Raw genomic sequence first — 24,365 nt, 5'->3', positions numbered from 1 at the left:
CCAATTTGCTACATTGGTACCAACATCAAGGCTGCTCCACCCCCAGCGACCAACTGTAAATCGAGAATATCTCCTCCGCGGACTTCGCGTTCTTCGATTTCCATTGCTGTGGGGTTCGTCTCCCAGTGGGCTTCTTCGCCATCTTGATAAACCACTAAGCGATAGGTCTTGTCTCTATCAAGAAAGTCGAGTTCAATGCTGAGCGCGCGCGGATTTTCATCTGTAATAGCACCGATAAACCAACGATTTCCACCTCGTTCCTGGCGGGCGATGGTAACATAGTCGCCAGGCTCACCATTAAGCACCTTCGTTTGCTCCCAATCAACGGCTACATCCCGTACCCATTGCATTCCAGGCTGGCCACTAGCATGCTCCGGCAAGTCAGACATCATCTGTAAAGGACTGTAGATAACTACATAAAGCGCCAGCTCGTGGGCCAGCGTATGCTTCACTCGATTATCAGGTTTGTACGGTTCCATCGTCAGGTTGAAGATACCAGGGGTATAATCAATTGGTCCTGCCAACATTCGCGTAAAGGCGACCATCGTGAGGTGGTCGGTAGGGTTTCCTCCCTCTGATGACCAAGCGTTGAACTCCTGCCCACGCAGCCCTTCGCGCGTCATCATGTTGGGATAAGTACGCCGCAGCCCCGTGGCTTTGATTGGTTCGTGCGCATCGATAGCCACTTGGTGCTTGGCAGCCATTTCTACCACCCTCCGATAGTGTTGTACCATCCACTGTCCGTGATGGCGTTCTCCTTCGGGAATAATGGGGCCTACATAGCCTGTCTTAACTGCGTGAATGCCCAAGTTTTGCATCAATGTATAAGCGGTATCCAGTTGCTGGTCGTAGGTACGCGGAGCAGCAGAAGTTTCATGGTGCATAATGATATTCACTCCTTTTTCCTTGCCGTAACGCACGACTTCTTCCAAGTCATAATCATCGTAAGGGGTCACAAAATCAAAAACGCCTTCGCGATCAGGGAAGCCTATCCAGCGCTCCCAACCCGTATTCCAACCTTCAACCAATAGCCCGCTGATATCGTTTTCGGCACAAAAATCAATGTATCGTTTTGCATTTTCGGTGGTGGCACCATGCTTGCCGCTGGCTTTGTCCCAGCTCGATTTATTCAAATGCATTTCCCACCATATTCCTGCGTATTTCATCGGCTTGATCCAGCTTTGATCACCTTCCAGCACATTGGGCTCGTTGAGATTCACAATCAAACGGCTTTCAATAAGGTCGCCCGCCTGTTCAGCTACCTGAATGGTCCGCCATGGCGTATTGAAAGGCGTTTTTTGCTTTACTTTAGCTCCATCTGCCCAGGCTACCAGGGCGCTCTCAAAGCGGTTAGCTTCTTTGTTTACCCGTAAGGTCATACCCGCATAATCTGTGAGGTTGGCTTCGTGAAAGCTCAGGTAAAGACCATTATCTGTTTTCAAGGTAACAGGGGTATTCACCGCATTTTCAGGAATGAAAGTCTGCGCCAGGTTAGGGTGATCCCGCTTGCTCAGGGCATCAATCTCACTAAAGCTCGTCTGGTTATACAAATGCTCGTAAATATCCCAATCGCCAGGTATCCACCAACAGGTAGGGTCACCAGTTAACGAAAATTCGGTATGCTCGTCGGTAATGACCACTTCGCCCATATCTTCCTGTTCAGGAAATTCATAGCGAAAGCCCAAACCATCATCATACAATCGAAATACAAGGGTAAATTTCCGCATAGGTGCGGTGGTTTCTTCTATATCAACACGAGCCTCCTGGTAGCTGTTTTCTACCATTCGTTGCTCTCCCCAAGGTTGTTCCCATTGCTCTTTTTTAGAACTGGTAGCTGCCTTGCTGATTTTCCAGCCCGCCTTCAAGTCTGGAGCACCCTGGAAGGAAAAACCCAGGCCGGAAGCCGGAATTACCTCGGTTTCACCTCGCTTCAATGCATAAGTTGCTACACCCGCCTCATCCAATTGGAAACTTAGGGCCAGTTGACCATCAGGAGATTTGATATCGACAACCGATGGGCCATCCTCAGCAAGTGTACAGGCCGCAACCAGTAGCAATAAGAATAAACTGTAAAGGGAAAAACGTAGCATAAATCGACTTTTTAGATAGGTTGCTAAAATACGGCAAATTTGCTTCATGCAAGCATTTTAAAAGAATCACAAGCCCCATTTCAATCCCAAGGTCAATGCTCTGGAACGAGGATAAAAGTAACGCCTGTCAATACCGGGTGCCAACTGGCCATCACGTTCGCGCAATGTTGGCAAAGCACCAGCAATTTCAGGGCCTTCATCAACATAGCGCGGAGAGGGATCAACACCTGTGTAATTGGTCCACAACAGTAAATTTTGGCCGGTAAGACTAATGCTTAAAGATTGCTGACTTGGCAAATACAACACCCTACTGATACTCAGGTAATCCAAGGAAAGGTAATTTCCTGACTCAATGTAACGGTCTGAAAAAGTGGCAAAACCACTTACGTTATCGGGTAGGTCAAATGCTGTAGACATATAATTTCTCGACTGAGGGAAAAGACCTTCTTGATCAATGAACGTTTCCAACTCTCCTCGACGCAAGTGAGCCAAATCGTGCCCCAGTTCGCCCCGCAGCAGCACCTCCAATTGCCAGCCTTGATAGCTCAAGGTATTGGACCAACTGTAAGTGTTGGTTGGCAATCCATTCCCTATCACTCCATAATCACCATCGGGTGCAGGCAAGGCCTTCCCCTGAAAAGTCTCATATAAGCTAATCTCACCAGTCGCCAAGGTAGTCTCTCGATCAAACTGGCGGCCAATCATTTGCCCGAAAGGAGCATCCAGTTCGACCAACCCGATCCCATTGCGCCAGATAGAGCCACCAGCACCAGACCTGGCAGTTACGCGTTGACCATTGGCATCAAAGTAACTGTCCGGACCTATGTCCCCCGTACTCACCAGTTGGGTTTTCATGTGCGCCCAACGCAGGGTCGTCGTCCATTGTAGTTGTCTTCCCTTTTGCCAACCAATAGCCAGTTCCAACGAGCGGTTGCGCAAAGCAACTTGGCTTAAATTCACACCAAATTCATTCAACGCAGCAGGCAAATCTTCCCGCTCCAGCTTTACTATTGGGTCTTTGGTCATACTCGCAAAATAATCAATACTCCCCAAAAAACCTTGGTAATCATACCAGTTCAAACCCGCGTTTACAATCCTCCGTCGCTCGGGTTTCAACTCAGGGTTTACATTCACATAATCTTCTCGTATAGGGTCATACTGGCCACGCGCATAGGAAAAGTCCCGTGGCAGTTGCCCTACCTGCGCGTATCCACCATGGGCATTCCAGCTTGTTCTGCTGTTGATATTAAACATTTCGTTCAGTCCCAGTTCCAGGTGAGTGCCTCCTACTGGTTGCCAGCGTTCTGCGGTGCCCAGGTTGGTTGCTCCTTGGTATTTGGCGGCCACCTCCCATTCCAGCCAGCGCCAATATAGTTTACTCTCCAGCCCAAAATCAATCAAACGGGTACGCTCATCGTAACGCGATTGCTCCAAAAAGCTGAGGTCGGTCAGGAAGGTTTCAAAATTATCGAACCTGAAATCGTCATTGCCAAAATTGAAACCTTGGGCCCGTTCGTCTTCACGTTCCAATCGCTGAAAACCATAGTTCCCTTGCAGTTCCCAAAATGCTCCCCTGAATTGATGCTCCCAATTTAGGCGTGTTCGTAGCCATTCCTGCCGCTGTTCACGAACCGTCCTTTCTGCTCTACCTGGTTGGGTCGTATGACCATTGCCACGAAAAAATGCGTAGGTACGATTCTCTTCCCCACTACGGCGATCATTGGCCTGTTGCCCAACGGCCAGTTGCAGCCGAAGCGGGTCTGCTATTTGCAAATTTGCCTCTGCCCGGAGCCAGCGGGCCGACCGTTCTTCCAGCAGTTTCGAGCCTACCTGTATCGCCACAGGGTTGTAAAAATCAACCGAAGGGACCACCTCAAAATAATCGCGAAGCTGGTTAGTGCTGATATCATAAAAACTATTTAACAATGGATTGGTAGGTGGCTCGGTAAAGCTTATAGGAGCCGTAGGGTTATACTTGGCCGCCTGGAAAAAAGTCTGCTGATAATCACGCTCGCCCTGGCGTTGTTGCCCGGCCACTTGGGCTTTGATCACCAGCCGTTCCCGCCAAAACGATTGTTGTAGTTGCGCCCGGCCCGTATATTGTGTCCACTCGCTGTTTTGCCCTACCCCTTGCACATCACGCAGCGATCCCTCTACCTGCCAGATCGTTGCACCATCGCGGCCGCTTAGCGCCAATTGATGTCCATGACTCAGGGCTGTCCGGGTTACTTCATCTAACCAATCGGTACCGTAACCCAAATCCGATATGCCGCCTGGATATTGACGATATTCCTCCGCAGTAGCGACCCCAGGCAAACGTGCAGCACGCTCAATCGTAAGCTGACCTTGATAAACGACCTCTAGTTTTTTACGGACAATGTCTGTCGTTTCCACTTCTATTACTCCCGCCCCAGATTGCAACCCATAACGTACCAAATCCACTGGCCGACGCAGCAACTTTACAGAAGCGATACTTTGCTGATCCAGTAGCAGTGGCTCCATTCCTGGCATCCCGTCTACCACCCACAGTGGCGCAGCATTTTGGGTCAGGCTATGTATCCCTTGTTGCCGCAACACCGGAACCGCCCAAGGGTCACTACCTGCTTGACTGACCACTAAACCTGGAAATTGACCGCGTAGAAGTTGATAAGGATTGGTAAAGTGCAGTGAGGGGAGTTCACTAAGATTCAAGATCCCATTCCTTTCGTCCTTGAAAGGGCTTGGCAAAATGTAACCGCAGCCTAAGGCCGACGAGGGGATCTCGGCCATGAGCACATCTATTCTCTTTTGCCCAGGGAGAACGATTAGTTCTTGGGTTTCAAAACCAGTGTAAGAAAACCACAATGTATCTAATTCCCTGGTTGGTATTTCAAACACACCATCAATATCCGTCACCGTTCCTGTTACGGTGCTTCTAATAAAAATAGAAACGCCAATCAACGCATCTCCCGTAGCTGCTGACTTTACTGTTCCCGTTAGCATTATTTTATTCGGGAGGGTGTCCTGTACTATATGATTATGGGCCCCTGCCACTGCGCTCTTCGTTTGCAGGGCAGCCGGGTCGTCCGTCCCTTCGGTCCTCCCACCCCTGGTCCTCCACCCTGGCCGGGTGTCGCCCTCCGCTGTTCGCTGCGGGCCTGGTTTATACGTGAATTGGGGAGTCGTATTGGGGAGGCAAACACTGGAAGACAACTGGACACCTCGTATTTCACCGAGAACGGCCTTCCCCTGAAGCGCTCCCTCTCCCCTACTTTGTGTTGCCATTAAAGGCGAAACAGTACCTAACAGTAAAAGGGCGCTGACCATTAGCATCTTTTGCAATTCCGGTACTTGCCCTATTTTCATCCATAAAGGCTGCGTCACATTTTTCATAATGGCACTTTTTGTTACAAGAGGAGCTTTTCAATCACTGGCTTTGTCTTCATCCTTAAATATAGGAGCTTAGAGCTTGTTGGGCAGGAAAAACAATGATAATACTTCCCGGACAACTGACTGCTGCTACGTACGCCCTGCTTTGCTATTCACAGTGCACGTAACCTGGGCTTCAGCCCGAGCGTGGATTATACGCTCGGGCTGAAGCCCAGGTACGGCTTAAACGGCCTAAACCACTAGATGCTGTCTGCTGGTCGGGAGACCAGCCGGATATCACATGTTAGTTTGGGAACTAACATGAGCGATGGTGCGGGGATAATTATTTTCAGCTATCTACTCCCCTACCCGCAATACCACCGCTGGCCCATCGTTACGGCCTACCACCACGTGCTGCTGGCCTCCAATTGTTATCGGTACCCAGTGTTTGATTTTACCGGTCAGGTTGACGTCTCCGAGTGGGTAGGCGGCCCATTGGCCATCTTCCCAGCGTAGGTACTGCCCGTAGCTGGCATCGTAACGGCCCATCTCAATATTGCACTCATGAAAGTTGCCACCTACCAGCACTTCCTCTCGGCCATCGCCATCAAGGTCTATTGCTGTGAGGGCGTTTACCGTAGAGAATTGAACCTGATCAGGCAAGCGATGCGCCTTGAAGGTCGCGTTGCCGGTATTCTCAAAATAGGTGTTCGACAGGGAAGTGATTTCCATCAACTTCGCTTCCGCTAGCTTTTCTTCCGTGAAGAGTTCTGTTAAGCTGGCACGGGCAAAATCTTTGGCAAAGAGGTACTTCTTCTTGAGGTAAGACATCTGCTTGGTCAGTTCCATAAAGGTAGCAAAGGGATATTCTTTACCATCCAGATAGTAGGTCAGAATATGCTCCTCCTGGTCGTTATCGTCATAGTCATTGATGTATAAGCGCAGAGGCTCCTCTGGCGTAGGACTCAACTTCGAGTTTTCACCATAGCTACCAGCTAGTATGTCCATATCGCCATCACCGTCAAAGTCGCGCACCAAGACGGTGTTCCACCACGATTGTTGATCGGTAATAGACTGAGCGGTAAACTTGCCTTTGTCATTACGCAACAGTTGAATGTCACCCCATTCCAGCGAGAGTACCAAGTCGGGATCGCCATCTTGATCCATATCTGTCCATTCGCCCCTGGTGACCATTCCTATCTCAGAAAGTATGGGCGCTACTTCTTGGCCAACATCTGTAAATTTGCCATTGCCATCGTTGCGATACAGCAACGAACGAGGCGATGTGGCATAGTGCCAAGGCACTGCTCGGCCACCAAAAAATACATCCAGGTCACCATCACCATCGTAGTCAGCCACATCTACAAAAGAAGCGGTTAAGTAGGAATTTGGGAAAAAGTCCGGCACTAGCGTCAGGTTGCCTTGTCCATCATTAAGGTAAGCGCGCTGAGTGCGGGCGGCATTTTTTTCTCTAAATTCGTTTCCACCGTTAGCGACTACTAAGTCAAGGTCACCATCCTGATCAAGATCGGCAAATACGGCGTCCACATCCTCCTGGAGGGAGCTTGAAGAAAACAGGTCTTTGGGTGCAGCCAGCAGGGTGCCATTGGCTTGCTGGAGGTACAACCTGCTGATTTCACGCTTCGCGCCACCAAGGAATACGTCGTCTAATCCATCACCATTTACATCACCTACGGCTACGGCCGGGCCTTCTGCCGACACCATATTTGGCATCAAAGCCTCCCGGTTGAAGTCGACATAAGGGTTTTCTTTGTGCAGGTAATCTAATCTTACCGCTTGAGTACGATCAGCAAAAGCTACTTTTGAAGGGTTTACGAAGTGCAATTGCTGGTAATTATACGCCGGAAGGCCTTCTTGCCAACGAACGGTAACCTCCTCGTTAAATGCCAAATCCGTATAGCTTTGGTACGTACGATCAGGCCAGATTACCTGAACAGAATCCACCGATGCGGCATCCCCTACTCCCAAATAAATTCCTAGTGGCTGCGCCGATTGGTATCCCCGAGCCGAGAAGTGCTGCATCAATAGCTTTTCGGTGCCTTTGTAGGCCACAACGGTTGCACCGATGCTGTGAATGTTTTCAGGAGTTCCCTCAAAATTCAAATGCAGATAATCACCTAATGCTTCTTTATCCGCATTAAGGTTTTCGTAAACAAAAGGCTCGTCCTCATGGTTGTTTACGACTACATCCAGATCACCATCACCGTCAAGATCAGCGTAGATCGCACCGTTGGAATAGGTCGGTAAAGCGCCGTCGATCTCCGCTTTCAAGTCATCAAAGCGCAGGTTGCCATTGTTGTGGTAAAACTTGTTTGGCAGTTTAATCTGAGGCATACTATCGACCAATACCAAGTCATCTTCTTCCAGATTATTGGTACTGGATTTCCAACGTAGTTCACCATTCGCACGGAAGTTGATGTAATCAATATCATTCATACGACGAGGTATGCCGTTACTGATAAAAAGATCGCGATAGCCATCATTCTCAAAATCAAAAAACAGCGGCGCCCATGACCAATCACTCGCTTCAACTCCGGCGTAGAGGCCAATTTCGCTAAAGGTTCCATTACCATTATTAAGCTGCAAGTTGTTGCGTGCATACTGAGGGTGATAGCCATATCGGAGTTTAAATTGGAAAATATCGTAGGCATCTTCCGCCAGTGAGCTCTTTAAAATAAAAGGATCTTCCGGCAACATGTCCAAGGTAATGATGTCCAATTGGGCATCATTGTTGATATCCGCTACATCAACACCCATAGAGAATCTGCTGGTGTGCTGAATTTGCTCACGCATCACCTCCTTGAAGGTACCATCCTGCTGGTTTAAGTAGAGGTAATCATTTTCGTGAAAGTCATTGGCAATGTAAATATCGGGCCAACCATCAAGGTTAATATCTGCCGTGGCAATGCCGAGACCATAGCCAATTACAGTACTATTGATACCCGCTTCTATGGTTACTTCCGTGAAGGTATCGCCATCATTACGCATCAGCTTATCGCCTGCCATTGGGTGCTGGGTGCCTACGAAAGTCTCCTTTTGCCCAAAGGTGCCATTGGCGTGCAACGAAGCATTGAGCTGGTACATATCCAGGTCACCATCCAGATCATAGTCGAAGAAGGCAGCCTGTGTACCAAAACCAGCCAGATCGAGTCCGTAAGGAATAGCCTCTTCTGCAAAGATGGGAACACCATCTTTGATCTCCTGACAAACATAGAGTTGGTTGCGCCCCTGAATGGTTTTGTATTCGCCCATTTGGGAAACGTAAATATCCAGCTTGCCATCGTTGTTGATGTCCACCACGGTAGCGCCCGCTGTCCAGCCGTTCATACCAGCTACTTTGGCTTCGTCGGTTACATCACGGAATTTCATTCCTCCTTCATTCAAGAAGAGTTTATTAGGGCCCATGTTATTGGTAAAGTAAAGGTCTACCTTACCATCTTGATTGAAGTCGCCAGCAGCCAAACCACCACCGTTGAAAAAATACATGTAATTAAATACATTAAACTCGCTGGACTGGCGCAACTCATTGGTAAAATCCAGACCTGTAGCTGCTTTGGTAAGCAGCCGAAAGCTCGGGTCTTCTGAGCGCTGAGGTCCCTCTACGCTGTTGCTTGAAGGGTTACAAGCTGTAAAAACGAGGGCTAAAACCCCTACAATTAAGATGATCGTACTCCTCATATTTTCGTGTACTGTTTCTTTATTTATTAATCTTCCATAACTGGGCAGCCTCATTGTTGATACCTACCAATACGTAAGGTTGCCCCCCTTTGGCTACTGGCACCAACTGTCGGATATCTCCCCTAACAAAAAAGCCGGATTCACTTTGCGGAATTCTATTGAACTGCCCATTGCCGCTATTGATTAAAACGTGGCCAAAACTGGCATCCAACTTGGAAAACTGCGGCGTAAATCCACCATCATTACCACCTAGCATTAGATCAGGCAGTTGGTCTCCATTCAAATCGCCACAGTAAATATCGCAAACACAGGAAAACTGTACTTCGGCAGGCAATTCCTGTATCGTAAATTGTCCATTACCATCGTTTAGCGCGATGATGGAGCGGAAGAAGTTGCCTTCTTTAACCTTCACCTTGGCCATTACTTCGGCACTAAACAACTCGTCGATGCTACGTTGAGCGTATTCAGCGTGTTTCAGGTTTTGTTTTTTCAGGCTCACAATCTGGCCCGTCAACTCATCCTTCATTGGGATAGGCATATCACGCCCATCAATACTACGGGTAATAATTTTCTCGGTGGTTCCATTGTCATCAAAATCGGAGAGCCACAACTTGGCAGGCGCTTCCGGTGTACCGGTAAAATAAAAGTTCTCTCCCCGATTACCCAGCACCAAATCAAGATCACCATCACCATCCAAATCGGCTGTTTCTACGGCATACCACCAGCCAGATTTATCATCGAGATTGGTCTTTGTTCTGGCATATTTTTCGCCATCCCACTGAAAAACAGCAGGGGCCATCCATTCTCCGGTCACAATCAGTTCAGGGGTTTCATCCCCCATAAGGTTGGCGCTTACAGCGTCGGTGATCATGCCCAGGCTGGCCAATTCCGGTGCATAGGTTTCTATCTCATCACGGAAAGTCCCCTTACCGTCATTGATATACATAAAGCTAGGTGGGTTGCTACCATACTGAGAAGGTATGCTCCGGCTACCGACAAAAAGGTCTAAGTCGCCATCCTGATCAACATCCAGGGGTACAGCAACGGAGGTATTGAAACCACTGGCCGTCAGGGCGCGAGGGTTCATTTCAAAGTTGCCTCTGCCATCGTTGATGTACAACCGGTCTTGCATATAGCGATGCCCCACTGGCATATTGTTACCGCCTGAGCCCACAAACAAATCCAGGTCACCATCACCATCAGCATCAAAGAGGGCGGCAGCAGTGTCTTCGTAATTGTTGGTCCGCTCAAAGGTTTTGATATTGGTGGCTTGCCAACTATTTCCTTTTTGAATAAGCATTTGTCCTGGCCAGCCAGAAGCACCACCCAAGTAGATATCATCGCGGCCATCACCATTGACATCACCAACAGCAGTCTTAGGCCCTTCGCGGGAAATCATCCTCATGGTCAGGCCTTCCTGGAAGAAATCGATAAAGCGATCTTCGGTATGAGGGGTAACGTCCAAAGAAGCTTCTTGTAGCAGCAGTTTTTTAGCATCCATACCAGCCTTGGCAGGGGTGTAAGGTTGTTTTTCTACCGTGGCGTAGTCAATATTTAACACCTGGTCACTTTTCACACCATGAAGCATCGTGCTGGTGCGGTCTGGCCAGATTACCTGAACGGAATCTACCTGGCCGCTTTCCCCCAACCCAAATACCATCTTGTAATCCACAGAAGATTGAAAGCCCCGGCTAGGCACCAACTGAAAATTGAGCTGGCGATCATTTTGGTAAACAAATACTTTCGCGCCTAAGGCATACGTATTGGGCGCTGGTGCGCTTAGCTTCACACTTAAGTAATGGTTTTCGTCCTGGCTATCCGTTTTATTCTGGTAGACCAAAGCTTGCTGGTTGAGGTTATTCACCACCAAGTCCAAATCGCCATCATTATCGAGGTCGCCATAAGCGGCACCGTTGCTAAAGGTTTTCTCGCCAAAGCCCCAGGCCTCACTACTTTCGTCAAAAGTCAAATCACCATTGTTGTGAAAAAAGCGGTTGCGAACAGGTGTGGAAGGCATTTCTTCCAGGATTTTTTCGATCTCTTCCTTTTTACCGGTGAGCGCCATTTTTTGAATAATCTCATTCGCAAAGAAGTTGATAAAATCCTGGTTGGTGACATCCTGGTAAACGCCGTTACAAACATAGATATCTCTTAATCCATCGTTATCAGCATCAAACATAAGGGCTCCCCAACTCCAATCGGAGGAAGAGACACCGCTGAAATAAGCAATCTCACTAAAGGAATTATCCTGATTATTCAGCTGTAGCGTGTTTTGCATATACTGGTGATAGAAATCACGCTGCTGCTTGAGTTGATAGATGTTGTAATTTTCAAAGGTAGTGGTAGTTTTCAAGCGGTAATCTTCATCCGGCAGCATATCCGTAGCAAAAATTTCGGGATAACCATCGTTGTTGATGTCCGCCATATCGGCGCCCATCGAAAACAGGCTCAGGTGTTCCATCCAGTCTTTGACTTCTTCCTGAAAGGTGCCGTCTTGTTGATTGATGTAGAGGTAGTCGCGTTCAAAAAAGTCATTGGAGATGTAGAGATCCGGCCATAAATCGCCGTTAACATCTCCCACAGTAACCCCTAAACCAAAACCAATGAGGCTACCAAAAATGTTGGCTTCCTTGGTGACATCTATAAATTTGCCGTCTTCGTTACGCAATAGTTTATCGCCACCTCCTTTGAGAAAGTCGCGTACTGGCCAGTCTTCCGCATAGAGTTCCCGCTTGTTGCTATAGTTGAGCGTATTGACGGGCATGAAACTGTTATTCAGAATGTAGACATCCAGATCACCGTCGAGGTCATAATCAAAAAAGGCAGCGTGGGTCGTATAACCACCCTGGTTGAGCCCATATTCCGCTGCCTTTTCTGTGAAGGTTAGGTCGCCATTATTGATAAACAATTCGTTGGCTTGATCGTCGCCTTCTACATAGCCTGCATTACAAACGTAAATATCCAGAAGGCCGTCAGCGTTAATGTCCACCATTACAACTCCCGTACTCCACCCCCGTTCTCCAGCCACACCGGCGGGTTGACTAATATCTTCAAACTTAAAATCACCTTTATTGAGAAAAAGCTTGTTCTTGCCTTTGTTATTGGTAAAATAAATATCCGGCAAACCATCATTATTAATATCTCCGATGGCAACGCCGCCACCGTTATAGAAATTTCGGTAACTAAAAATATTGAAATCGCGGGTATTTTCCACCTCATTCACGAAATCAATGCCCGTTTCGGCAGTCGGCATTTCTACGAATCGTGCATCAGCTGGCGGTGAATAAACACTCGTAGCAGTATTATCCTCAGAAGAAGTACATTGAATAAAAAAGAAGGGAACGATAAAGAGGAGGTATAGTAGTTTATTCATAGAGAATGATAGGATATTTCAGATTTTAAATCTTTACATCTTAAATAAGAATAGGCCCCCCATTGCTGGTTGACCTATTCTCATTTGCTTTATCTAAACATCAGGTACCCAAGTACACTGTTGATTAATTACCTAAAGCCTAGTAACCAGGATTCTGCACCAAATTAGGGTTAACAGAAAGCTGGATGGTAGGAATTGGGAACAGCAGACGCTCGTTACCAGAAGCAGGCTTCTCGTTCCAAGTGCCCAAGAATTTACCGAAGCGGATCAAGTCCGTACGACGGTGACCTTCCCAGTACAATTCACGGCCACGCTCGTCGATCAATGCATCAGGATCAATAGAGGTAAGCGCAGCAACACCACGCTTGGTACGAATCTGATTTACCAGATCCAAAGCGGTAGCATCATCACCAATACGGTGAGCAGCTTCTGCAACCATCAACATTACATCAGACAAACGGTAGTATACGTAGTCGTTATCAACATTATCGCCACTTGCGTAGTCGATAGGGTACTTGATAACACGGATACCAGTTACCTCCAGGTTATCACCAGACTCAACCAGTGCAACTTCAGGAGTAAACGCTAAAGGATTTCCTTTACGATCTTCCAAAGCATTGCCATCCTGATCAAACTGCTGGCCTACAAGGAAACCTGCATTGATACCAGAAACATCAGTCATGCTTGGATAAGCTCCACCGATACGCTGATCTGCTGCGTCAAACTTGTTGTAGAAGTCAGAAATGGTCGTGAAACCATTCCAACCAGAAGGATTCTGGTTGTAGTGCAGGGTACAGAACCAACGAGCACGAACGTTACCAGAACTTACACCACCACGGTTTTCCGCAGTAAAGATGTTCTCCGTAGAGATCGCATCATTGTTAGGTGCAAAGTTGTCAAACATGTTGTCAGACAAGCTGTAAGAACCACTGTTGATGATTTGGTTACCCAAATCAATCACCTTAGCCATATCTTCCGAAGGGAAGCTAGGATTCGCACGATCTTTGATCGTACCACGGTTCAAGTGAGCTTTCATCAACAGTACTTTCGCTGCGTCCTTGTTAGCCAAGTAGGCAGGTCCGTCAGGAAGGTCATTCTGGATCGCTTCTACTTCAGAAATAACGTAAGCGATGGCTTCATCACCTACCAGTACTTCTGGATCAGAAGAAAGGTCAATTACACCATCCGCATTAATGTTACGGAAAGGTACCTGGTTCCAAGCATCTGCTACGAGGAATACCGAGAAAGCGCGTAAGAAACGTGCCTGGGCAGCCTGTTCAGCAGTAGGGTTGAAAGTAAGGATATCCGTTGATGCAAACTGGGTAGCCAAAAGCTCCCGGTAAGTATCACTTAGGAATGCATGGTCTGCATCCCAGGTGTGGTTGTGAAGTACACGCCAGATACCGTTATCGTCCCAGTCGCCACCGCGAGTTGGCCCGATTACTTCATCAGTAGTGTGTTCTTGTGCCGCCCAGAGCCGAGATTGGTCCTGCATTGGCGTGCGGAGCGACTCATAGGCTCCGAGCAAAAGGGCGTCAACGTCAGCATTGTCCTGCAAGATCGCATCACCAGCATCACCGGAAAGGGTGCTTTGCAGCTCCTCTTCGAGATCGGTACAAGCGAAGGCAGAAAAAGCCAACAGCCCGAAAAATAGGTTACGAAGTTTCATTCTAAAAAACTTTTTGTCTTTGAATTAAAATGTTGCACTCAAGCTTAGCAAGATGGTTCTGGCACTTGGGTAAGGAATATACTCAATTCCGAACGAAGGTACACCATCAGTTACGTTCAAGGTATTAACCTCGGGGTCAAAACCTGAGTAGTTTGTCAAAACAAATACATTTTGTCCCGTCAAACCAATCTTAACATTGCGTACACCATTGCCTAAATCACCCAAATTGTAGGTAATTGTAGCGTTAGCCAACTTCAAGTAATCAGCATCCTCGATGTAACGAGAAGAAGATTTAATTGGGTTAGCCTGGCTTTCTTGTGGGTCTTTACCAATCAGGTTAGCATCAATATTACGAGAACCCAGGTTACCAATCGGTAACACAGTGTTAGCTGTATTGTTGTAAATCTGGTGGCCAAAGGCACCGTTGAAGTTCAAACCTACACTTAGGTTTCCAGCAGACAAGGTCGTAGAAAGACCAAGTAAGATATCTGGGTTAGGATCACCAACGTAAGCAAATGCTTCATCGTTAGCGTAGATAGCAACACCATCATCACCCAACTCGATAAACTCACGTGTGTAGAAAGCGTTCAATGGCTGGCCATTTTCCAAACGCTGAACCCGTGAACCAGAGATACCCTGACCGAATAGTGCACCAGTTGTAATTGGCGCTCCTTCGTAGTTCTGTAGTTCGTTCTTCAGGAATGCCGCATTAACGGTCAAGTCCCAAGTAAGGTTATCGTTGTTCACCAAGAAGGTGCTCAAACCAAGTTCAACACCAGAGTTTACTACTTCACCAGCGATATTTTTCCACTGGGTGGTGTTATCAGGTGGTGCAGGAGCAACTACAGGAGAGTTGAATAACAAGTCTTCCGTTGTTTTCACGAAGTAATCAACACTACCACTTACGCGGTAGTCAAGGATAGCAAAATCCAAACCAACGTTGATCATCGTAGAAGTTTCCCACTTCAGATCAGGGTTTTCAGCAAAGGCACGCTGTAGACCGCCACCGCCACGGAAGCGATACTGCGCCTGAGAAGCACCTGCAGGGAATTCCTGGTTACCAGTAATACCCCAACTAGCACGTAGCTTCAAATCATTGAAAGTACCACCGCTAGAAATGAAGTCTTCCTTAGCAAGGTTCCAAGCTAGACCAACAGATGGGAATACACCGTAGCGGTTGTTTGCACCAAACTTAGAAGAACCATCTGCACGTACAGTAGCTGTAATCAAGTACTTGTCGTAGAAACTCAAGTTAGCACGACCGAAGTAAGACTGCAACTCGTTTACAGGATCAGTGAATGATCCAATAACACGAGAACCAGGAGAAGTGCTCTGGATGATATCTGTGTAGTCGATGCCATCTTCAAGGAAATCCTGACCAAATAGGCCAGTTTCCGCGTTCTCATACTTCAGGTATTCGTAACCACCTAGAAGGTTCAAGCTGATGTCAGAACTTAGATCGTAATCCCAGTTCAATATGTGCGTAAACTGCTGACCTGTAAGGGTACGGTTGTTGATCGCAGCTACACCACGACCTTCAACACCTTGAACATTGATAAAGCTCTTGATCTGTGCACGACGCTCACCAACACCAGAGTTTACAGAATACTGAAACTTATAGGTAAGGTTATCAGTGATTTTGTAAGAAGGAGCAATAGAGATGATCGTAGTGTTAACTACCGCTTCATCAATATAAGCATCATTATTAGCAGCAGGGTTGATCGTTGTAGAACCTAGCTCAATGTCATAGCTACCGTCAGGGTTAACCAACGGACGCGTTGGGTTCCACTGTAGCGCCTGAGCAACCAAGTTACCGGTAAAACCAGCATCAGTAGTAATAGGAGCAATCTCGTAGTTGTTACGAGCAAAGATCAAATTGAAATCAAGATTCAGGCGTTCGTTATTCAAAAGGTTGTACTTACCAGAAATATTGGCAGTATAACGCTCTAGGTTACTCTGCTGAATAACACCTTGAATATCTTGGTAACCCATAGATACCCGGTAGCTGCCTTTGTCATCACCACCACCTATAGAAAGGTTGTAGTTCTGAGTAAAAGCATTACGCGTGATTGCATCAAATGCATTTTCGCTACCACCAAAATCACCACCGGTCAAACCGTACTGGTCCAAGGCAGAGCGGTAAGCATCAGCATCAAGCGTTTCGTATTCCTTCAATACAGAAGAAGTAGCAACACTAGCAGAGAAACCTAAGGTAGGTTCGCCAGCACGTCCTTTACGAGTGGTAACGATGATTACACCGTTTGCACCACGCGAACCGTAGATAGCTGTTGCAGATGCATCTTTCAATACCTGAATCGACTCAATGTCGCTAGGGTTGATAAATGCCAATGGGTTTACCCCTTCTGTGCTAGCTCCGTCTACAAGGATACCGCTTGGTAAAGCAGCACGACCATCAAGAGGAATACCATCTACTACGTACAAAGGCTCGTTGCCTGCACGAATAGACGCACTACCACGGATACGTACCGTAGTTGCACCACCCGGTGCACCAGAATTGTTTACCACCTGTACACCAGGAATCTTACCCTGGATCAACTGATCAGGAGCAACAACAACACCCTGGTTAAAATCGTCGGCTTTCAACGAAGCTACAGATCCTGTCAAATCTGATTTCTTGACAGTTCCGTAACCAATGACTACTACTTCATCCAATAATTCACCAGAAGACATTTCTACGTTAATAGTTGTCCGTCCGTTGAGATCAATGACCTGAGCAGCAAAGCCGGTGTAGGAGAATTCCAACTGCTTGGCATCAGCTGGAACATTAAGAGAATACGTACCGTCAAAATCTGTAACGGTACCGGTAGCTGTTCCTACAACTAAGACATTGGCACCAATTAATGGTTCGCCACTCTCAGCGTCGGTAACTGTACCCGTGATGGTCTGCGCTACTGCAAAATTGCAAAATGCAACTGCCAGCAGTAACAGCATCCACCGCGATACTTTGTCGACTTTAAGCTTCATACACTACTTTGGTTTAATTTAAAAAAACAATTACCATAAAAATAATAGAGCACACTACTAGTTATTTCACTTTAAGTGCAATAAGGGGTAGTTCTCTACAAACTCTTTGTTTTCGTTTTTTGGTTGTCGTGGGATTAGAAGCAAACTAGTTGTTACGCTATGGCCCAGGTCATTGGGCTCAGGTCTTTGGTGTTATATCTACACTAACTGCCGTAAAAGTCAGAATAAAGTATGAAATAACCAAGGATACTAAAAAAGATTTTTCTCAACACAAGTCAAACAAAATTATATTACGCTTCTCAAGACCATACGAAGTCTAAACGCAACCAAACTTGGTTACGCTGCTTACTCTTTTTTTATCTACGATAATCTAAAGCTTTCCTTTTTTTTTCGGACATTACGTAACAACGGTCACCTTACTTAGGTGAAAGGAATCAACCCAAATATCCAAACCCTTCTGTCATGTATCCAAAACTGTTGTTGTTCCTCTGCCTCTGTTTGGGCACGTTGAGTGCCAACACGCAACAAGAATTGATCTCTATCCCACGAGGTAGCGGGAAGGTAGAAATCCCATTTGAGTACGTTAATAATTTCATTGTTGTAAGCGTTGTATTCAATAAGATTTTCCCCTTAAAATTCATCTTTGATACAGGTGCAGAGAATACCATTCTCACCAGAAAAGAAATCACTGATCTTCTCAACATCAATTATCAGCGAGAAATTAGCATTTTCGGTTCCGATTTAACCACAGAGTTGACTGCCTATGTTGCCCCTGGCATTTCGATGGAATTTGGAGAACACCTTCAAGTTTCCAGTCAAGCAGTATTGGTTATGAAAGAAGATTATTTCCGTTTTGAGGAATATGCCGGTATTGAAGTACACGGTATTTTAGGAGCCGATATCTTGCGGCGTTTTGTCATTCATATTGATTACCGTCGGCAAAAAATCATTTTTCAGGATCCTAGCAAGTTTTCGGCTCCAAGAGCTAGAAATTTCCCTAATATTCCTTCTGAATTTAGTCGACACAAGCCATACTTCAACCTTCCAGCCAGTATTCGAGCCGACCAATCGACGGAGATAAAATTGCTTATGGATACTGGGGCCAGCCTCGCTCTTCTCCTTTACACCCATTCTGATAGCCTTTTGCAGTTACCTCCTGAACTCATCCGCACCACCATTGGGCATGGCTTGGGAGGGAGCATTGATGGTTACGTCGGGCGAACATCCAAACTGAGTATAGGCCAATTGGAACTCAATAACATTGTCACCAACTTTCAAGATGTCGCCGAACAGTACGTTGTAGACAGTACTTTTCTAAATAATCGTAATGGAATAATGGGCAATATTATCCTACAGCGTTTCAACATTATCATTGATTACGTACGAGAGGAGGTCTATTTAAAACCTAACAAATATTTCACCGAAGCCTTCAAGTTCGACCGCAGTGGCATGAGTGTCATCGTCACCGGAGAACAGTTGAATAAATATATCGTCCTCAATGTTATTAAGGATAGCCCGGCGGGCGAAGTAGATATCCGTAAAGGAGACGAAATCAGAGTTCTAAATGGTGTTCCTGCCAATCTACGTGGGCTGGAAAACATTCTTCGATTTTTACGAAAAAAACCCGGCAAAAGGGTACGGCTGCTCATAAAGAGAGGAGACGAAAGAATTCAGAAAGAAATTAGGCTTCGTGATTTGATTTAAGCCATCTCTTGCGTCATTACATCACTCCATTCCCATAATTCATGGGCAAGTTCGGGGTCACGGGCCAACATCGATGGCTTGCGACAACATTGTCGTTCGTCAAAATACCGCCCAGTGACATTCCGTACTTCGGGGCTCATCGCCAGGTAAAGTGGGGTGCGGGCACCACAACGCGTAGAACGCATAAAAGGCTTATATAGATTCCAGAATAGCGAGATAAACCAGCGGGTCTCCTTGTTTGCAATTCGGGTACGAATAACCCCTGGGTGCAGGCAATTGCTTTCAATTTCCGGGTACCGGCGGGCCAATTCACGTGTAAAAAGGACATTGGCCAGCTTGCTACGTGCATAAGCCTCAAGGCCATTGTAACATTCGGGGCCATCTTCTCCTGTCAGGCTTTCAAAATCCAGCTTGCCGTGAAAATGTGCCACCGAAGCTAGATTCACAATCCTGCCTGCCGGAGCAGCCTTTAATAATGGTAATAACAACTTGGTGAGAAGAAAATGCCCCAAGTGATTAACTGCAAATTGTAATTCAATCCCGTCTTCGGAATACTGAAGTTCATTGGTAAAAACACCAGCATTGTTAATCAAGACATCTAGCTTACCAAACTGCGTCGTAAAAGTACTTGCAGCCTCTCTAACTGTTTCTAAACTAGCCAAATCACAGTAGAGCCAATCAATGGCTTCTTTATTCGTACGATACCTAAGTGTAGCTACCGCTGCCGCTAATTTCTCCTTCGAGCGGCCAGCAATAATTACGCGGTGTCCCCGTTCAAGCAGGACTTGAGCGGTAGCACGGCCAATGCCATCGTTACCTCCGGTGATCAAAATGGTTTGCTGTTGCATGGAGCAATGAAGTGGTTAGGATCTTCTATTTCTATAACAACAAAACCCCGGAAAATAGTTGTGTTTATTTTACCTTTACTCTTAGAATAAATGATCCTCCTCGAAAAAACATTCCTCCGTATGTCTCAAAAAATGCTCCTTACCCTCTGTTTTAGCTTCATTATAATAACCTCTTCTACCCTTTCGGGGCAATCAATAGATGCTGCTTTACGCGCCAAAGCTCAGCAATTGGCAGAGCGTTACATTATCACCGATGGGCACGTAGATCTTCCCTACCGACTGCGGATTCAGAACTTTCGCCCAACCAAGGAATATCTGGGCATTCCTATTAGCACCAAGGACGGTGATTTTGATTATGAGCGTTCTAAAAAAGGCGGGCTAGATGCCCCTTTTATGTCCATTTACATCCCTGCTTCTTACCAAACAGAAGGCGGAGCCAAAGAACTTGCCGACTCTCTTATTGACATGGTCAGCGCCATCACGGTAGCTCATCCGGATAAGTTTATGCTCGCCAATAGCCCGGCAGATGTACGCGTAGCTTTTGAGGCTGGAAAAATTGCCCTGCCCATGGGTATGGAGAACGGTGCCCCTATCGGAGATGACCTCAGCAACGTCGCCTACTTCCGCAAGCGTGGGATTGATTATATCACCCTCACTCATTCAAAGGACAACCTTATCTGTGACAGCAGCTACGATACCACCCGCACCTGGAACGGGCTTAGTCCCTTTGGTCGGGAAGTAGTTGCCGAGATGAACCGGGTAGGCATTATGGTAGACATCAGCCATGTAAGCGACAGCACCTTTTGGCAGGTGATGGAGCTCTCTCAGGCACCGTGCATTGCCAGCCACAGCTCTGCACGAAAATTCACGCCTGGCTTCGAGCGCAACATGAACGATGACATGATCAAGGCTTTGGCACGAAAAGGCGGCGTTATCCAAATCAATTTTGGCAGTACTTTTCTGGATGGCAAGGTAGCCGCCCAACGCGATAGTCTTCGTGCATTGCTGCAAGATATCTTAGCAGAAAAAGATTTATCTTTCCGCGATGATGCAGCTGAACCAATCATTGAAAAGTTTCAACAAGAGCACCCTGCCCTATTTGCTGACGTAAATACGGTGGCCGATCATATCGACCACGTCGTCGCACTCAGTGGGGTCGACTATGTCGCTTTTGGTAGTGATTTTGATGGTGTTGGCGACAGTTTACCCACTGGCCTTAAAGATGTAAGTATGTATCCAAACTTAATCATGGAGCTTCTTCGTCGGGGTTATCAGGAGGATGAAATAGCAAAAATTTGTTACAGTAATGTCTTCCGGGTTTGGCGTCAGGTAGCCCTGGTGGCTGAATTTCAGCAATAGGTATTGCTCAAAAAAATAAACACATCTCTATAATTAATTCTATTTTAAACATGAGAAAACAATTTCTTCTTTTTAGCGCAGTCTTATTGATGACTAGTCTGTTTAGCACCACATTACAAGCACAGTGGTCTGAAGCTAAACTACAAGCTATGTACTCCAATTTCCTGGATGGCAAAGGTTATGAAAACAGTATTGACGGGGACGGTGATGTTCAGTTTATATACAATGACCGTACTTTTTTCATTGAAGTAAATGAAGGTGACACGGAGTTTTTCAGAGTTGTTCTTGCCAACATCTGGCCTATTGAGAGCGTATCTGAAGGTCTTCAGGTGGTACAAGCTTGTGACGAGGTTAACCGGACCATGAAGTGTACCAAAGCTTATACGACCAATGACAATGTCTGGGTTGCTGTTGAGTTATTTGTTGGTGAACCTGATATTTTTAAAGATGTCTTTGAGCGCTGCCTAAACGCTATTGAGCTTGGAGTCACCACGTTCGTTGACGAAATGTAACCCCTCTTTTGATGCTAAGGTACTCCCTGAAAAGAATTGCACTATTGATCCCGACCCTACTAGTAGTTTCGCTGCTGGTATTTGGGCTCAACCAGTGTACACCAGGTGACCCAATAGATCAAAAGATGCCTCCGCCGCTAAATGGTGTTCAATCTTACGAGGAATACCTGGAAACTTATTGGCGACTGGCAAAAGAAGAAGGGCAGGATTTGCCCTTCTTCTATTTTAGTATCCATACGGCGGCATATCCCGATACCCTCCATCGGATACTTCCCCTGGCCGACCAGGCCAATGTTCGCCGCCTCATTGGACAGTTCCCCCATGACTGGAACCATACGCAAGCCTACTACCAACAACTGCGGACTTTACGTATTCAATTTAACCGTACAGACCTCTCCTTCCACAGTGATGCGCTCATTGAAGTTCGTAACCAGCTAGAACGCCTTAGTACTCAGTATCAGCCAGCGGAAATTGCTAACAGTTTAAACTTACTGGAAGAACAACTTCTTTTAGACAGTGCCCTTTTCGCTTTCGGCGGTAAAGGGGTAACTCAACTAGGCCAAAACTTCACCGAACTACAAGAAGCTCCATTTTCTCGAAAGAAATACCTGCCCGACTTTCATTGGAACGGCGTACAAAATCAGTACCATCGCTGGTTAAGCAAAATCGCAAGTGGTGATTTAGGCGTAAGCACCATCACCTCACAAGATGTTTCAGAGAAAATCGGTAATGCTATTAGCTGGACGCTTCGGCTCAACCTCAGTGCTATCTTGATTGCTTATTTGTTAGCTATTCCTCTCGGCGTCTACGCTGCACTTAAGGCGGGTACTGGCTTTGAACGGCAGCTAAACCTTGCTTTGTTTTTTCTTTATGCTCTGCCTAGTTTTTGGATCGCTACAATGCTCTGCCAATTCCTGACCAACCCTGAGTGGATAAATCTTTTCCCCAGCATGGGCGTAGGCGAGATTGGCCCCGAGGCCAGTTGGCTAGAAGGGTTCGGTGTTAGGGTACACCACTTCTTTCTCCCTGTCTTTTGTATGGTTTATGGCACACTGGCCTTTGTCACCCGCCAAGTAAGGGCCTCCATGGTCGCTATTCTACAATCGGATTTTATTCGAACCGCCAAAGCAAAAGGGCTTTCGCAAAGGCAAGTACTATGGAAACATGCCTTCCCCAATGCGCTATTTCCACTCATCACTATGTTTGGCAGCTTGCTACCTCGCGCTATTGCCGGATCAATTATTATTGAGCAAATTTTCAATATTCCTGGTATAGGATTATTGACCATCAATTCTATTGTTAGCAAAGACTGGCCTGTCGTTTATGCGCTCTTATTACTTACTTCTATCCTGACCATTGTGGGCATACTGCTCGCCGACCTCCTTTATGCCTGGGCCGATCCTCGTGTTCAGCTCAATCAACAAAAACAGGGAGCTCATGGGTAATTCAGTTCATAAAATAAGATATAAAATCCTGGAGCGAATCAATCGTCGCCGGTCATGGCGTTGGGCTAAAAGGGGATTATTGTTTCTAGTATTTATCGCCATATTCGCTAATTTCCTGGCCAACGACAAGCCCTATTTTTGCAAATACGACAACCAGTGGTACGCACCTGTATTCAAAGCAGTAGCTGTTGATTTAGGAATAAGCCAATGGCCTCCTGATCAGGCCAACAAACGCTGGAAAGAAGACAAGTACCAATGGGATATCTGGCCACCTATCCCCTACGCTCCTAATCAGATTGACCTTTATAATAATCGTTACACCAGTCCTTTCAGTTCTCAGAAGGTCAAAAACTGGCGTCATCGCCATTGGTTGGGTACTGATGATTTGGGGCGAGATGTAATGGCAGGCATGATCTGGGGCACCCGCATTGCATTAATTATCGGTATTCTATCGATGCTGCTGGCTGGAATTATTGGGATACTCCTTGGGAGCCTCGCCGGTTATTTTGGAAACCACGATCTACGGCTTCAACGCTCTCGGGTACTGGGAGGGTTCTTTGGTGCATTTTTGGGCCTTTACTGGGGATTTTTGGTACGCCGCCCATTATTGGACACCGATCAGGAGATCAGTTATTTTGCTGGCGGTGTATTTTTTATAGCCGCTGGCAGTATTTTATGTAGCTGGCTGGCTGAAAAAACCTTCAGTAGTAAAAAGCAAGTAACTATACCTATTGATACCATCGTCATGCGAGTGATTGAGACTATCAACTCCATTCCTGGGCTTCTCCTCTTGCTATCCATTGTTGCTATCGTTCCTAAGCCCAGTATCTTTTCTATCATTATGATTTTGGGGCTACTAGGCTGGACAGGTGTTGCCCGCTTTGTTCGGGGTGAGATGCTGCAAATTCGGTCATTAGAATATATACAAGCAGCTAAGGTGCTAGGCGTGTCACCGATGAGGAGTCTTTGGCGACATGCGCTGCCTAATGCACTAGGGCCTGTTTACATAGCACTGGCTTTTGGTATTTCAGGAGCTATTCTCATCGAAGCGGGCCTATCTTTTCTAGGCATTGGAATGCCAGCTGACACAGCAAGCTGGGGTAAATTGCTACGTTTTGCGCGTTCAGCACCAAGTGCTTGGTGGCTAGCTATATTTCCAGGTATGGCTATTTTCCTTACCGTTACTATTTTCAACCTTTTAGGGGAGGCTATTAGTGAGGGGGAGAATGGGTAATGGTTGTTGGTTAGATGGTTGATCGTTGGATCGTTGGATCGTTGAGCTAGATGAAATCGTTTTTGGGGTACGCTTTTCAATCCAACGATTCCATATAAC

General features: G+C 46.6%; 12 protein-coding genes. 5 read left to right on the top strand and 7 right to left on the bottom strand.

The features are described 5' to 3' along the window. Window positions 1-8 precede the first annotated feature (8 nt). From A3EU_RS0109275 to A3EU_RS0109250, 6 genes are all read right to left on the bottom strand, one after another. Window positions 9-2,090: a glycoside hydrolase family 97 protein gene (locus A3EU_RS0109275; protein ID WP_020535874.1), complete on the bottom strand. Its 2,082-nt coding sequence runs from the start codon at window positions 2,088-2,090 to the stop codon at window positions 9-11. Window positions 2,091-2,156: 66 nt separating this feature from the next. After that, window positions 2,157-5,462 carry a carboxypeptidase-like regulatory domain-containing protein gene (locus A3EU_RS0109270; protein ID WP_020535873.1) on the bottom strand — a complete coding sequence of 1,102 codons (3,306 nt, stop codon included), beginning with the start codon at window positions 5,460-5,462 and terminating at the stop codon, window positions 2,157-2,159. 333 nt (window positions 5,463-5,795) lie between these two features. After that, window positions 5,796-9,137, bottom strand: a complete 3,342-nt coding sequence (locus A3EU_RS0109265) for a VCBS repeat-containing protein (protein ID WP_020535872.1) — start codon at window positions 9,135-9,137, stop codon at window positions 5,796-5,798. 19 nt (window positions 9,138-9,156) lie between these two features. Continuing rightward, a complete protein-coding gene (locus A3EU_RS0109260) occupies window positions 9,157-12,510 on the bottom strand; it encodes a VCBS repeat-containing protein (RefSeq protein WP_020535871.1) in 3,354 nt (1,117 codons plus the stop codon). Between the two features lie 139 nt (window positions 12,511-12,649). Then, window positions 12,650-14,179 (bottom strand): RagB/SusD family nutrient uptake outer membrane protein, encoded by a 1,530-nt coding sequence (locus A3EU_RS0109255; RefSeq protein WP_020535870.1) that lies wholly within the window; start codon window positions 14,177-14,179, stop codon window positions 12,650-12,652. Between the two features lie 24 nt (window positions 14,180-14,203). Beyond that, a complete protein-coding gene (locus A3EU_RS0109250; protein WP_020535869.1) occupies window positions 14,204-17,164 on the bottom strand; it encodes a SusC/RagA family TonB-linked outer membrane protein in 2,961 nt (986 codons plus the stop codon). 462 nt (window positions 17,165-17,626) lie between these two features. Here A3EU_RS0109250 and A3EU_RS0109245 point away from each other — a divergent pair, with 462 nt between their 5' ends. Next, window positions 17,627-18,868 (top strand): aspartyl protease family protein, encoded by a 1,242-nt coding sequence (locus A3EU_RS0109245; protein ID WP_020535868.1) that lies wholly within the window; start codon window positions 17,627-17,629, stop codon window positions 18,866-18,868. Here the strand turns inward: A3EU_RS0109245 and A3EU_RS0109240 are convergent. Further along, on the bottom strand, window positions 18,865-19,716 hold the full coding sequence (locus tag A3EU_RS0109240; protein WP_020535867.1) for an SDR family oxidoreductase: 852 nt from the start codon (window positions 19,714-19,716) through the stop codon (window positions 18,865-18,867). The genes A3EU_RS0109245 and A3EU_RS0109240 overlap by 4 nt on opposite strands. 120 nt (window positions 19,717-19,836) lie before the next feature. On the opposite strand from A3EU_RS0109240, the gene A3EU_RS0109235 reads away from it, so the two are divergent. From A3EU_RS0109235 to A3EU_RS0109220, 4 genes are read left to right on the top strand one after another with little or no spacing between them, the layout of a single operon-like run. Beyond that, complete coding sequence (locus tag A3EU_RS0109235; RefSeq protein ID WP_020535866.1) at window positions 19,837-21,075, top strand: dipeptidase; 1,239 nt, start codon at window positions 19,837-19,839, stop codon at window positions 21,073-21,075. Window positions 21,076-21,125: 50 nt separating this feature from the next. Further along, window positions 21,126-21,587 carry a YbjN domain-containing protein gene (locus tag A3EU_RS0109230; protein ID WP_083937338.1) on the top strand — a complete coding sequence of 154 codons (462 nt, stop codon included), beginning with the start codon at window positions 21,126-21,128 and terminating at the stop codon, window positions 21,585-21,587. An 11-nt stretch (window positions 21,588-21,598) separates the two neighbouring features. Further along, window positions 21,599-23,032: an ABC transporter permease gene (locus A3EU_RS32650; RefSeq protein WP_052331292.1), complete on the top strand. Its 1,434-nt coding sequence runs from the start codon at window positions 21,599-21,601 to the stop codon at window positions 23,030-23,032. Then, complete coding sequence (locus tag A3EU_RS0109220; RefSeq protein WP_020535863.1) at window positions 23,025-24,266, top strand: ABC transporter permease; 1,242 nt, start codon at window positions 23,025-23,027, stop codon at window positions 24,264-24,266. The genes A3EU_RS32650 and A3EU_RS0109220 overlap by 8 nt, the downstream gene beginning before the upstream one ends. Window positions 24,267-24,365 lie beyond the last annotated feature (99 nt).

It is taken from the genome of Lewinella cohaerens DSM 23179, from assembly GCF_000379805.1.
Taxonomy (GTDB): domain Bacteria; phylum Bacteroidota; class Bacteroidia; order Chitinophagales; family Saprospiraceae; genus Lewinella; species Lewinella cohaerens.
Note: the sequence above shows the minus strand (reverse complement) of the source record. Positions and strands in the feature narration are given on the sequence as shown.

What these genes read in the sequence shown, in the direction of transcription:
- A3EU_RS0109235 (WP_020535866.1), top strand. Translation starts at nt 19,837, where the DNA reads ATGTCTCAAAAAATGCTCCTTACCCTCTGTTTTAGCTTCATTATAATA.
- A3EU_RS0109245 (WP_020535868.1), top strand. Translation starts at nt 17,627, where the DNA reads ATGTATCCAAAACTGTTGTTGTTCCTCTGCCTCTGTTTGGGCACGTTG.
- A3EU_RS0109240 (WP_020535867.1), bottom strand. Translation starts at nt 19,716, where the DNA reads ATGCAACAGCAAACCATTTTGATCACCGGAGGTAACGATGGCATTGGC.
- A3EU_RS0109250 (WP_020535869.1), bottom strand. Translation starts at nt 17,164, where the DNA reads ATGAAGCTTAAAGTCGACAAAGTATCGCGGTGGATGCTGTTACTGCTG.
- A3EU_RS0109265 (WP_020535872.1), bottom strand. Translation starts at nt 9,137, where the DNA reads ATGAGGAGTACGATCATCTTAATTGTAGGGGTTTTAGCCCTCGTTTTT.
- A3EU_RS0109255 (WP_020535870.1), bottom strand. Translation starts at nt 14,179, where the DNA reads ATGAAACTTCGTAACCTATTTTTCGGGCTGTTGGCTTTTTCTGCCTTC.
- A3EU_RS0109220 (WP_020535863.1), top strand. Translation starts at nt 23,025, where the DNA reads ATGGGTAATTCAGTTCATAAAATAAGATATAAAATCCTGGAGCGAATC.
- A3EU_RS32650 (WP_052331292.1), top strand. Translation starts at nt 21,599, where the DNA reads ATGCTAAGGTACTCCCTGAAAAGAATTGCACTATTGATCCCGACCCTA.
- A3EU_RS0109275 (WP_020535874.1), bottom strand. Translation starts at nt 2,090, where the DNA reads ATGCTACGTTTTTCCCTTTACAGTTTATTCTTATTGCTACTGGTTGCG.
- A3EU_RS0109260 (WP_020535871.1), bottom strand. Translation starts at nt 12,510, where the DNA reads ATGAATAAACTACTATACCTCCTCTTTATCGTTCCCTTCTTTTTTATT.
- A3EU_RS0109230 (WP_083937338.1), top strand. Translation starts at nt 21,126, where the DNA reads ATGAGAAAACAATTTCTTCTTTTTAGCGCAGTCTTATTGATGACTAGT.
- A3EU_RS0109270 (WP_020535873.1), bottom strand. Translation starts at nt 5,462, where the DNA reads ATGAAAAATGTGACGCAGCCTTTATGGATGAAAATAGGGCAAGTACCG.